Source organism: Algoriphagus jejuensis (assembly GCF_039523455.1).
Lineage (GTDB): Bacteria > Bacteroidota > Bacteroidia > Cytophagales > Cyclobacteriaceae > Algoriphagus > Algoriphagus jejuensis.
On sequence record NZ_BAAAFI010000001.1, the window covers coordinates 171497 to 184486 of the forward strand.

General features: G+C 47.3%; 10 protein-coding genes. 1 reads left to right on the forward strand and 9 read right to left on the reverse strand.

The window, feature by feature from the left end:
- Positions 1 to 3501 (reverse strand): PVC-type heme-binding CxxCH protein, encoded by a 3501-nt coding sequence (locus ABD031_RS00710; protein ID WP_343847865.1) that lies wholly within the window; start codon positions 3499 to 3501, stop codon positions 1 to 3.
- Between the two features lie 132 nt (positions 3502 to 3633).
- Here ABD031_RS00710 and ABD031_RS00715 point away from each other — a divergent pair, with 132 nt between their 5' ends.
- On the forward strand, positions 3634 to 4512 hold the full coding sequence (locus ABD031_RS00715; protein WP_343847866.1) for an AraC family transcriptional regulator: 879 nt from the start codon (positions 3634 to 3636) through the stop codon (positions 4510 to 4512).
- Positions 4513 to 4614: 102 nt separating this feature from the next.
- On the opposite strand, the gene ABD031_RS00720 is transcribed toward ABD031_RS00715, so the two are convergent.
- The 8 genes from ABD031_RS00720 to ABD031_RS00755 form a co-directional block, all read right to left on the reverse strand.
- Positions 4615 to 5298 (reverse strand): LytR/AlgR family response regulator transcription factor, encoded by a 684-nt coding sequence (locus tag ABD031_RS00720; protein ID WP_343847867.1) that lies wholly within the window; start codon positions 5296 to 5298, stop codon positions 4615 to 4617.
- Positions 5298 to 6722, reverse strand: a complete 1425-nt coding sequence (locus tag ABD031_RS00725) for a sensor histidine kinase (protein ID WP_343847869.1) — start codon at positions 6720 to 6722, stop codon at positions 5298 to 5300. The genes ABD031_RS00720 and ABD031_RS00725 overlap by 1 nt, the downstream gene beginning before the upstream one ends.
- Positions 6723 to 6738: 16 nt before the next feature.
- Positions 6739 to 6903 (reverse strand): hypothetical protein, encoded by a 165-nt coding sequence (locus ABD031_RS00730; protein WP_343847870.1) that lies wholly within the window; start codon positions 6901 to 6903, stop codon positions 6739 to 6741.
- Between the two features lie 513 nt (positions 6904 to 7416).
- Positions 7417 to 8883, reverse strand: a complete 1467-nt coding sequence (locus ABD031_RS00735) for an SLC13 family permease (protein WP_343847871.1) — start codon at positions 8881 to 8883, stop codon at positions 7417 to 7419.
- 251 nt (positions 8884 to 9134) lie between these two features.
- On the reverse strand, positions 9135 to 10019 hold the full coding sequence (locus ABD031_RS00740) for a sulfite exporter TauE/SafE family protein (protein WP_343847872.1): 885 nt from the start codon (positions 10017 to 10019) through the stop codon (positions 9135 to 9137).
- A 523-nt stretch (positions 10020 to 10542) separates the two neighbouring features.
- Positions 10543 to 11988 carry an SDR family oxidoreductase gene (locus tag ABD031_RS00745; RefSeq protein WP_343847873.1) on the reverse strand — a complete coding sequence of 482 codons (1446 nt, stop codon included), beginning with the start codon at positions 11986 to 11988 and terminating at the stop codon, positions 10543 to 10545.
- An 11-nt stretch (positions 11989 to 11999) separates the two neighbouring features.
- Entirely contained in the window at positions 12000 to 12695 is a 696-nt protein-coding gene (locus tag ABD031_RS00750; RefSeq protein WP_343847874.1) for an SDR family NAD(P)-dependent oxidoreductase, read from the reverse strand.
- A 45-nt stretch (positions 12696 to 12740) separates the two neighbouring features.
- Complete coding sequence (locus ABD031_RS00755; protein WP_343847875.1) at positions 12741 to 12923, reverse strand: DUF6435 family protein; 183 nt, start codon at positions 12921 to 12923, stop codon at positions 12741 to 12743.
- Between the last annotated feature and the right edge of the window lie 67 nt (positions 12924 to 12990).

Consider the following 12990-nt stretch of genomic DNA (forward strand, 5'->3'; position numbering starts at 1 on the left):
CTATTCTACTTTCATGATTCCGTTCATAATTCTCCAGTGGCCGGGTACGGTACAGACGAAAGGATACTCACCCGGCTCCGTTGGCGCTACAAATACCAGCGACTCACGTCCTTCTGGATCGACGAGTTTGGTAGCAGCTATCACCTGGGGGATCTTGGGCACATAGTTTTGTTCGGCTCCCTTTGGATCTCTGGCCAGTTCATCTGCCGCCAAGCCGATGGTTTCCATGGAGCCTTTTTGGCCGATGACCAGGTTGTGCTGCATGAAGTCGGGATTTTCGAAGTCTATGGTCACCTGAGAGCCCGCCTTGACGGTGAAGGTGGCCTTGTTGAATTTCATCTCGTGGGGAGTCACCGCAAGTTTTACGATGGTCGCTCCGTTGGCTCCTACAGTCTGGGCAGATTCTCCTAGCAGGTCTATCTCAGCGCCCGGATTCTTCAACGCAAGGGTAGACTTGTTGCTCAGCCTTCCTCCAAACCACCAGGTTCCCTCGTATTTACCCACGACATTTCTGCTGTCGTTTTGACCCACACGAACTCTGATTGGACTGAGCGGTTCCGCAAATAGGCCTTTAGTTTTTCCTTTATCGATTTCCTCACCGTTGATCTTGAGGCTTAGGCTACCATCTTCGACCAAGCTTGCATCGATGGTGAATTGCTCCTCAGGAAGTGCCTTTTTGGATTTTAGCAGCGTCAATTTTTCATCCTGAGCTACCGCAAAATAAAGTGCGTCTTGGTATATGTATAAGCTGTAGCCATTGGTGTTGTTGCCGTGTGCCACAAGGACGCCTTCCAATGGATTGTCTCCCTTGGAAATGATCATACGAATAGAAATCTCTTTGCCAGCCACGTCAGGTGGGAAAAGGATGCTGTTTCGCTGATCCAAAGGATACTGCTCCGCCACCAAGCTTCTGGAAATCCGGTCAGTTAAGGAAAAGTCGGCATCGGCGCTCGCCTGAAGCGCATTGGAGTTGTCCAGCTTGGCAAACTCGGTAGGGTGTGCCAATACAGCTGCGAAGATAGACTGCGGTATATAAGCGTCTTTTCCGTTGTCCTCAGCTTTTGCAGCTTCAACCAGGGCCTTGGCTGCATCTTCGGAGAATGGCATATCAGAAAGCGCCAAGAAGGCTTCTTTACGAGTATGCAAATCTGAATCATTGATGATGTTGGACGACAATACAGCCTGGAGTGAAGTTTCTGTTCTAGGCAAGACTCTCAATGCGTTTTTGCGAACGGCGGAGGATGGGTGGGAAAGTGCTTTTTCGACGGCTTGGATTGCCTCTGCGTTAGTTCCGGTTAGTTCTTCTAAGCCATGCACTGTCCAGAGGGCATTGATCGCCGGGCCGTTTAGACCGACCGCATCCACTGTCTGATCGCCGATGATCGCATACAATTCGGGCAGGATTGATTTGTCCTGCTTCTCCACAATGAGACGCTGTGCAGTCAATCTCCAAAACATGTTTTCACTTTTCAGTGCCTTTACCAGCTCGTTGCCATCGGCATCTTTGAGGTCAAACACCTCAGAGTCGTCACCACCTTTGTAGCTGATCCGGTAGATACGGCCATGTTTGGCGTCACGGAGTGGGTTGATGTAGGCATTGCCTTCGCCGTTTTCAAATCCTCTCGGAGTGGGGTTGTGCTGGATGATAAAATTGTACCAGTCAGCTACCCAAAGTGCACCGTCAGGTCCAACTTCCGCGTGAACGGGAGAGAACCACTCGTCTGAGCTCGCCAGAATGTTGAATCCGTTTTTCTCCTTGAATCCAGAGCCCTCTGTATTGATGATTGCATTGTGCAGCACGCGACCGGTAGGCTCTGCTACGAAGGCAATTCGGTTCCAGTAGTTTTGGGGGAAGCTTCTTGCGGTGTAGAAGTTGTGTCCTGCAGCTGCTGTGTAGCTGCCAAACCAATCCACCTGTCTCAAGAAAGGAGTGATGTGGGGCATGTCATAGTGGGTGTCTATCCCGTGGACGGTATTGGCAGATCCCTGGAAGATAGGCCGTTTCAGGTACTTGTTTGGCATGGAGAAATACACGCTGTGCTGCCCGTTGGCCGTAGAGATGAAGGTCTCGAAATCTTCCGTAAAGCCCAGTCCCCAGGTGTTGTTGGAGGTATTTCCCAGGTATTCGAGATTTTCCCCGCTTGGCTCAAAACGATAAACGCCCTGTCCAAAAGAGTGGGAAACCCCACTGACTTCACCTCTGAATCCTGAGTAACCCAAGACTCCCCAGACTTTGTTGTCAAAGCCGTATTTCAGGTTAGATGGGCCCGCATGGGTGTCGCTTTTACCCCAGCCAGTCATTACCACTTCACGGACATCCGCGACGTCATCGCCGTCGGTATCCTTGAGGAATACAAAGTCAGGTGCCATGGAGATCAGGATTCCTCCATTCACTGCCATGATCGAGGTGGGGATATTGAGTTTGTCTGCAAAGACGGTCACCTTGTCAGCCCTGCCATCTCCGTCGGTATCCTCCAGAATTTTGATTTTGTCCTCACCACCTTCTTTTCTGATTTCATTAGGATAGTCGACTGTCTCGATTACAAACAAGCGTCCTCTTTCGTCCCAAGTCATTGCAATTGGGTTGATGATCATCGGTTCACTGGCGAAAAGCTCCATTTCGAAGCCAACGGGAATTTGAACCAATTTCATGCTTTCCTCCGGAGAGAGGGGAAGTTGGAATCTTGGTGCCGGATCGCGTTTTTCGTAGTTGGGAATTTCTGCGTCCTGAAACTGTGGTTCCGGGATCTTATACTCGGCAAGCAGCTCGTTTACTTTGTCTCCGACAGCCCACAGGATGCCGTTGGCAACCAATTCCTGAAACTCCCGCTGCTTCCAGGTTTCTTCGTTGTGACCATAGGCGGTGTAGAAGACGCGGCCTTTGCCTTCGTCTCTGGTCCAGGTGTAAGGCTCTTTTTTATTACCTTCGACTCGCTCCATCAAGACATGCATGTCGGGATTGATGTGGGAGTGGACATAGGTCTCATCCCAGGTTTCAAACTCTTCGATGCCTTGCATGATTGGGTGCTCGGAATCAACGATATCGGCGGTGAATCTGCCGGTGCCGTGTGTGCTGAATTGCCCACCGGTGGCGCCGACAAACCAATCAGAGTTGCGGAAGCACCAAGACGCGCTGTGAATCGGAATCAACGCCTTGCCGCTCTGTACGTAGTCCTTAAGCGCAGTTTCCTGACTTGGACTGATTGAGTCGTGATTGGCGTAGATTAGAATCCCGTCATAGTTGTACAGCACCTTTTCGTTCAGATCATTGGGATCGGAGGTGTAAGTGAGGTTGATGCCTTTTTGGAATAGTGGTGTTTCCAGATACATCATCAGCTTTTCGGAGTTGTGATGTTCGCTTTCATGTCCTAAGACTAGTATCTCTACGCGTCTGGGATCGGTCATGGAAAGGAAGGAGTCTTTTTTGCCGCAGGAAAATAGGAAAGCCAGCGCGGCGAAGAGTGGGAGACAATAGCTCCCCAGTTTTTTCAAATTGGTCATGCTTTTGGGCTTGCGATTTTTTCGATCCTAATATTCCCTATTTAGAAGAAGAATTTCTTACTGTATTCCCTTAATTAGTGACTGTTTTTTGCCAATTTGTAAATTCATTTTAAAAAAAAAGAGCAAAAAGCAGTGAAGAACCCATTGCAAAAATCCAGAATACCAGAAGGCAAAGCCTTTGAAATCAGGGAATTGATTGCGCCATTTTTTGATGTAAACTGGCATTTTCACTCAGAGTATCAGTTGTTTGTGGTCTTGAAGGGTAGGGGAACCCGGTTTATCGGTGATCACATGCAGAATTTTCGAGAAGGCGACATGGTCTTGACCGGGCCGGATCTGCCGCACCTGTGGAAAAACGACAAAGCTTACCATGTCCCGGAAAACGGGATGGAAACGCATGGGGTCGTGATTTACTTTCCGGATAATTTTCTGAACAACTCCGTATTTCAGTTGAACGAGTTTGAGTCGATATCCGGCATGCTGAGGAAATCGGTGCGGGGGATTGAGATCAAAGGCAAAACCAATATGCTGGTCAGACAGATGATGGTCGACCTGCTCGATATAAAGGGAGTAAAAAGCATCATTCAACTGCTTAAAATCCTACAGGCGATCGCCGACTCGGCAGACTGTAGGCTGATCGCCGACGCCGCCTACATCAATACCAACAAGGAATCGGAAAAGGATCGGATGGGCCAAGTCTATGAATATGTGATGCACAACTACCAGGCGAAGGTCAGTCTCGAAGAAGCCGCCCAACTGTCCAACCTGTCTGTGTCCTCATTCAGTCGGTTTTTCAAATCGCGGATGAACAAGTCGTTCACGGACTTTGTGACGGAAGTACGGATCTCCCACGCCTGCAAGCTTCTCCATGAAACGGATCTCAATATCAGTGAGATTTCTTATGAATGCGGCTTTTTCACCCTGTCCAATTTCAACAAGCTCTTCAAGGAACGGGTCAAAAAAACGCCTGTGGAATACCGACGGGAGTTTTTGAATACATTTTCGGCTTGATTGGCTGCGACTAAGCCTTCGACTCCGCTTAGTCTGCCACGACTAAAATTGAAACTGATCACTACCCACTGAAACGGGTCCCTGAGCTTGTCGAAGTGCCGATCACTGTCCCGCTTTCAGCTTTTCCATCACCGGATCTAGATAGGATGAACTGATCGGCACTTTGAAGCCGTTGATATGAAGCTGATGCCTTTCGGCTTTTGACACCTTATTGATATTTGCCAGAAAAGAGCGATGTGTCCGGATAAAGTAGGGAGGTAGTAGGCGCTCGGTTTCGGAAAGCGTCATTCGACTCAGGATTTTTTGATCTTCCAGCTGAAAGGTGACGTAGTTGCCCTGAGACTCACAGTACAACAGCTCGCTGAAATCGACCCGGATTTGCCCCTCGCTGGTTTTGACAAAGAGGAAGGCGCTTTCGTTTTTTGGCTTCAGGTCAATCCATTCCTGGGCCTTTTGGCAGGCTTTGAGAAAACGACTCAGATTGAAAGGCTTCAGTAGATAGTCCAGCGCGTCTAGCTCAAATCCCTTGACTGCATAGTCGGAATAGGCAGTGGTAAAAACAACGAGAGTTTCCTTGGGAACCAAAGCGGCCAGATCAATTCCCGAAATGTCAGGCATGTTGATGTCCAGGAAAACCAAATCCACGGCGTTGGACTTGAGGTACTCCAGACCCAAAACTGCATCAGTAAAAGTGGCTCCAAGCTCCAAAAAAGGCACTCTGGACGCGTGCGACTTGATAACTTCCAGCGCAAAGGATTCGTCGTCGATGGCAATAGCCTTAAGCATCAGGAGTGGATTTGAACAGAAAGATGGACAAAGAAATCTGAATCATTGGCAATGATACTGAGTTGATGCTGCTCAGGATAAAGCATCGCTAGTCTGCTTTTGACATTTTCCAGACCGATTCCTGATTCTTCCCTTGATTTTTCGGCCACGGGCTTTTCAGGATGCACACTGTTGACCAGATCCAGGTGAACCGATCCGGAAATGCACCTCAAATTCAGACGGATCCATGATTTTTCTTTGGCAGAGATGCCATGTTTAAAGGCATTTTCGACAAAAGGAATCAGCAACATCGGGGCGATTTCGCCATGGCAGGTTCCGTCTTGGATCTGAATGTCCAGTTCGAGGTTGGCCTGATTGCCGAAGCGAAGCATCTGCAGATCCAGGTAGTTTCTCAGATAATCGATCTCGCGGGAAAGCGGGATTCGCGGCAGTTGGTTTTCATGAAGCATAAAGCGCATCATGTCGCCCAGCTTTTGGATGCCGTCGGCCGTTTTGTCGGCATTTTCTATCAAAGCACTTGCATATAGTGTGTTCAGCGCATTGAAAAGAAAGTGCGGATTGATCTGTGAGCGGAGAAAATCCATTCCCGCTGTTCCCTGATCCACCTGGTTGGTAAGGGTGAAGATTTTTCCCATGTAGGAATCGTATTTCTTGAAAATAAGATTGGCAAGCGGAAATAGGATGACCTGAAGGAATGCGACCGTCGGAATGCCCCCAAGGAAAAAGATTTCTTCCTTATTACTTTCAGTAGAGATCACAAAAAACACAAAGAGAATCATTGCCATTAGCCCCCAGTTGAACCATCGGGCGCGTTTTATCTTGCCGGCTTGTCTGTTTTGGTACACCAAATAGAAATAGTACAAGCTCAGAAAGATGAGCCCGGGTACAACCATTCCAAGCACGATCAGCGGACCTGGATTGGTAATGATCAGCAACTGAATCAAAAACAGGATGGTAAACAGATAAATGAACACCAATCGGAGGATGTTGTAAATCTGAAAATCCCGGATTCTAGGAGGAGTGAGTGCCTGCTCCAGGATGTAAGCGGCGATCAGGTAGCAGACATAGATACCAACTACGCCGAGATAAAACGTAGGAAAGGGTGCACGGGTCAGATCAGTGTTATAGGCAAGTAGCGCACAGATCAGTAAGGAAACGGTTGCTATAAGGATAGTGAAAGTGATCGGCAAAGCTGGTTTTTGGTCGCGCTCATACTTTGGAAGTAAGACCATGTGGACTAAATGAAAGGCCACATATAGGGTCAAGGGAACGGCCAGTCGTGCGACATATTTAAAAATCTCATAACCGGATGACTCGTGGAAACTGGGCCGGAAACCAAATAAATTGAAAAGAATGATGGATAGAAAGGCGGTGGTGACGATCCACCATTCGATCTGTCGGAAATCGAGGCTTTTGGATTTCATGGGTGAAAGGTAAAGACTATTTAGTGAGGGTTGATGTAGTGAATTCATTTTCGATGGTGAGGTTGGCGTTGGTTTTTTCATCAGAGGCAAAAAGCAAAAAGAGGTTGTAGAGTAACGCAGCCGCAATGATGAGGTAGAATACGGTCGTCTTTTCGGGTTTTCTTTTTGTTGATGCCGGCATGGGTTTGGGACTGGAAGGCTTAAAAGAGTTGGTTTAGTTTTCGTCTGAAAGTTTTAACAAGGTTAGGGCGCGCAAGAGCCCGCTTCAAAAAAATGTGACGAAACGGGCGGTTTCTGGGCTGGAATGATCGAGAATGAAAAATAGGAAGATTTGAAAATTGAAAAATTGACCGGGATAGGTGAAAGGGCTCCGCTCTTTAAAATTGCCAATTTCGAAGTCGTATTGTGGGATTTACAATCCGTGTTGGAAAGTTTAATGGATTACCAGTCCATCGGAAATGGTTCGCGATAGCTGGTCCCCACATCGAGGTTGACCTGGGGGAGAAAAGCTTTGGCTTTTCCTTATCACTCTATAAAAGGCTGATTATGAACTTGATTTCTGCGATTGAGATGAATCGTTTTATGAAGCCAAGAGCATAAAAAGCTTTGCTAGTCTTTGCGATACAAAAAGGATCTCCCAGTATTACCACTCTGGCTTTTTCCAGTGGTAATAAAAAATTCTGCTGTGATTTGTCTAAAACGGATACTTCTGCAACTCAATTCCCCACAGCCAAGGCAGGATAAAATACACCATCACCGTAATGATAAAGATGGAAAGGATATTCAACCAAATGCCGGCCTTTACCATGTCTTTCATCTGAAGATACCCGGAGCCAAAAACCACTGCGTTCGGTGGCGTGGCCACGGGAAGCATAAAAGCACAACTCGCAGCCAAGGTAGCACCAACCATCAGTCCAAATGGATGTAGATCAAGTTTGATCGCGACGGAGGCTAGGATCGGCAACAGCATGGACGCTGTAGCGACATTTGAAGTCACTTCCGTCAGGAAATTGACCGAGGCGATGATGATCAACAGCAGCACAAAGAAACCGACACCGTCGATCAGTGTGAATTTCTGTCCAAGCCATTCAGCCAAACCAGTTTCTTTGAAGCCTTCCGCCAGTGCCAAACCACCACCAAAAAGTATCAGCACACCCCAGGGAATTTTTTCGGCTGTCTTCCAATCCAAAATGCGTTCGCCTTTCTTGGAGGAGGGGAGAAGCAGAAGCAATACTACGCCTATTAAGACGATGATCGTATCGTCGAGCCCCGGGATAAAAGGAGCCAGCAAAAAGCTTCTGGTGATCCAGGAAAAGCAGACCAGTCCAAATACAATCAGAACGGTCTTCTCTTCGAAAGTGATCTTACCAAGCGCATTTAGCTGACCTGAGATCACAGACTTCCCGCCGTCCATCTTGAAATTTTCGGGTAATTTATTACCGTAAGTCACCAAGTAATACCAACAGATAATCAGTAGGATAAGAGAGAATGGAAGTCCGAAAAGCATCCACTCATTGAAGGCGATTTCATAGTTGTAAAGCTGCTTGATGACGGCGGAAAGAATCGCGTTGGTCGGCGTGCCGATGAGCGTAGCCATACCACCAATGGAGGCGGAGTAGGCAATCCCCAGCATGATATTTTTGCCCAAGCTATCAGCGAGGTTGTGATTTTTGTCGCCCAATTGGTTTTTGAATTGACTGACCACAGCCAAGCCAATAGGCAACATCATCAGGGCAGTGGCCGAGTTGGAGATCCACATGGACAGCAATCCCGTGGCAGCGATGAAACCCATGACGATCATGCGCAGGTCAGTTCCTAATAAATTTATTATGTTAAGTGCGATCCGGCGGTGCAGGCCCCATTTCTCGATGCCGGTAGCGAGAAGAAAGCCGCCCATATACAGCATCACCGTGGGATGCATGTAGTTCGCAGAGACGGGTGCAATGTTTAGGATTCCAAGGATAGGCATCAGGATCAACGGCAGCAGAGCCGTGCCAGCAATAGGAAGCGCTTCGGTGATCCACCAGATAGCCATCCAAACGGTGAGCGCCAGCATGGCTTTGGCTTCAGGATTCAAGCCGGGAGACTCTGCAAAAAAAAAGATCAAAAGAAAAGCTATAGGGCCAAAGTATAATCCCAATCGGGGAAGCCAGTTGTTCATAGACTAAAAGGTGGTGGTTGCCGGAAGACTGCTGTCGGGAAAGATAAAAAAGAATCGGGAAAGGGAAGGGTAAAAAATTGTATTTAACATAATATAAATTATATAACAAAACCCAAAAGATCCAAGACGGTCGCTGTATCGTTGGCGTCACTGTATCATTGGCTTGTCGCGCAGATCGTTTAAAGAAGCGTGATCTATTAGCCTGGCAAGAAAGTATGGCGACCCGGATGAAATATTCAGCTACTCCTAGATCAAATTTCTTCGACCTCTAATCTCAAATCCCTTTTAGGAAAACCCGCTCTGAGCATCACCACAGCAGTATACAAAATCACTGCAATTACGACCCATTTGAGAATATCCAAAGGCAATGATTTCACCAACAATGCTGCAATTAACACCGCTACTACGCCCGGTATAGCCATGGCAATGGCGGCTTTCTTGTTGTATGCACCTTCACGGATAAAACGAATCGAGGCCGGCGGCATCAAAAAAGCACAAGAACCCATCATGATGGGAAAGGCAACTTGGGGTGACATGCCTAAGGCAAAAACCAAGGCCATGCATGGTGCATACAGTCCGATACCAGCGGTCATGAGTGCTCCCAAGAAAAAGTTGCCGACGACCGCAATGAGCAATTTCCCGCCCTGAAGACCAATTGCATCACCCCCACCTTGAATCCATTCCAGATTACGGGCTATCATAAAAATTGCCGTAACCAACAATGCAAATCCCATGGTCAATTGGATCTTCCGTTCCGAGAGTTTCGATACCACTCCTGCTCCCACCACGGCACCGAGCGCTGCAGATACAAGCATGAGCAGAAGCGTCAAGGCGTCGACTTCAATAATTGTGATAAAGATTAAGGCTTGAAACAAGACAGGAAGTGTATTGGCCACATTCATCGTCCCTGGGATCACCTTGTCCTCGGTTTGCTTGGTGAATTTCAATAAGGCTGTCTGGGGAGCGAAAGCTCCGATGCCCAATACATCAAAAAAATTGACCACGAACCCAATAACTGTAGTTTTGATCCAGCTCACCGGCTCCAACCTATTTTTATGCTTTAGAAAATCTCTCGTGAGCTCAATGCAAAACCAGGTTGTCAAAAGGGCCAGTGAAATCCATATAAATGTGATCATTGCCAATAAGTTAGGTGAGCGTTCATTGTTTTGAGATCTTTTCTTTAAAATTATAAGAAGTGAAAAATGCTGTGTTTTTGCTTGAGATCAAATAACAAGAAATGATTTTAAGCAAATTATTCAACTGATCCGCTGTTCGACTTTTTCAAATTCGAATCCTCTATTATAGGATTTCTGATGTGATTCGATAAACGAAAGGCTTGGGATTGGATTATTAATCTGTTTAAAACTAAATAGACTTTAAACAAATTCCCTTCCATTTGTTTTGGCGTCACGTCCATTCATTCCCCGCTGGACGTATTGCAGCCAAAACGGAAAAGCTATCCGTTGTTTTTTTCTTTCTTAAAAGATGCCGCACCGCTGTGATGTACTCTTTTGAACGATTGCAAAATCCAACGACCAATACTAGGATTTTTAGTCCGGTTTATTCTCCCCGGGACTTTTTCTATTCTGTGTTCAACTCCCTCAATCAAAATTCGAGGATCTTAAAATTGAAATGTGGATAGGTGGATTTTGGCCAGGTTTACGAGCGCACTAGATTTTTAATCATTTTGGGAAAGATCAACCAGTGAAACGGCAAGACCGAGTACCAATATACCCGACCCCATAACCCAAGGGGCCGAAACGTAGCAGTTTGCAATAAGACAGTTTTTCCACCCTCTTTCTTGATCTTAAATTCCAGCCAGGCTTCGCCCGGTAGTTTCATCTCGGCATACAGAAGCAAGCGGCCATTGGCTCGGTCCGCAACCAGCACGCGCCAGAAATCAAGGGCTTCTCCAGCCCACAATTCCGTGTCGCTTCGTCGTCCCCGGCGAATGCCTACTCCTCCTACGAGGATGTCAATCGAACCCCGGATGTTCCACATCCAATTGCCAAAGTACCATCCTCGATTGCCTCCAATGGACCAAATATTGTCGATGACTTCTTCCCTGTCTCGCGTAAATGGTTCTGAGCGCTGATCCGTGAACACCCCGTGCGAGGGCACTTGCATGTTTTCCTTAAAATAATTCGAGATGCCGTAGATCGAGATGGAGTCCTTCCAAGTCGAAACGACGTTCTTCTGACTGATCTTGTCAAATGCAAGTTGCAATGCTTCTGAGTAGTCATTTAACTTGATTGGTACGATCTCCAGAATCCGATTGTCTCGGCAGACGACTTCATTTTTCATACTGCTGACCAAACTTCTGGCCAGGGAAAAAGTGGTCGAAGTGACCAGCAAAAGCCACAAGGAAGAGAGTTTCGGTGTCAAAACGGGAACTGTGATGACTACCCGCTTGAGGCCCCGCACTTTGGCGAAGCCCATCAGCATTTGTTTGTAAGTGAGGATCTCTGTCCCGCCGATGTCGAAAGTTTGATCAAAGGCTTTGGGCTTCATCTTTATGCCATTCAGATACTCGACCACATTTCGGATGCCAATAGGCTGGCAGCGTGTGTTGAGCCATTTTGGCGCGATCATCATTGGGAGCTTTTCGACCAGATCCCGAATGATCTCAAAAGAAGCACTGCCCGATCCGATGATGATTGCCGCCCGCAAGACGGTGAGCGGTGCATTGGCTTTTCCCAGGATATCCTCCACATTTTTGCGGGAAAGCAGGTGGTCGGATAGATCGGCGTCGTTGACGATTCCACTCAGGTAGATGAGGTGCTTGCAGGTCGTGCCGTTGAGATAGTGCACAAAGTTCTCTGCTGACTTTGCCTCGAGATCAGTGAAATTAGGGTCGGATGAACTCATCGAGTGCACTAGATAGTAGGCGACGTCGACGTCTTTGGTCACTTTCTTCAGCGAACCGAGATCGTTGAGATCTGCCTCGACCACAGACACATTTTTGAGAAACTCCTCTGAAAAATCTTCCCAGTCAAATCTCCGCTTGTCGCGCAGAAGACAGATTACTTGATGGCCTTCTTCCACCAAGACCGGAAGTAATCTTCGGCCAATGTAACCTGTAGCGCCTGTGAGTAGGATTTTCATAAAGAAATCGATTACACTTTCAAGCTGGATATGCCACCATCTGAATGGATAATCTGACCCGTCATCCAGCTAGACTTTTCAAGTAAAAGAAATTCAGCCAGATTCGCTAAATCTTCAGGCTTTCCAATTTTTTTGAGGGGATGGCGTTGGGCATTGGCGTCTTTTTTCTCTTGACTGCCAAGAAGACTTGCCGTCAGCGGTGTGTCGGTAATCGATGGGGCGATGCAGTTGACTCGGATCTTTGGTGCAAATTCCGCCGCCAGCGCCTTTGTCAATCCTTCAATAGCCCCTTTGGAAGATGCGACCATCGAGTGGAAGTTAAAGCCTGTCTGCACTGCGACCGTGGAAAAAAGGACAACTGAAGGATTGGAGGCATTTTTCAACTTCGGCAGGCAGGCTTGGATCGCCTTCACTGCTCCCAGCACCTGCAATTGATAGTCAGCGATGAAATCCGCCGGCTTGATCCGGGCAAAAGGCTTCAAATTGAGGGCGCCGGGACAATACACCAAGCCATCCAACTCATCTGGAACGAAACTAAAATCCAAGGATTCGTCCAGCACATCGAGTTGTTGGATCTTGGCGAAGCCAGATTCACTGATTGACATGCTGTGATAGGTCCCAAAAACCGAATGACCGTCTGCGATTAATTGATTTGAAAGTGCTGCACCGATTCCCGAAGAGCAGCCTACGATAAGGATGTTTGCCATTGCAATACAACCACTGACCCGTCAAATTGTTCCTTTCAGCTGCATTTACATCTTTGAATCTTTCGATCTGAGCGTTTCGAGTTCGGTTTCCAACTCATTGATCGCTTCCATTTTAACCGCATACAATCGTAAGTCTCCTGATCGCTGCACCTGCATGGCCTCTTCGAGCAGTTTTTTGCGCTTATTTTCGAGGGCGTGAATTGGGTTTTTTTTGAAAAATGAGAACATAAGCTTGGGTTTGTTTTAAGAACACCCAAGAAGAAAAAAAGTTATCGTCATCATTTTTATCATCAAT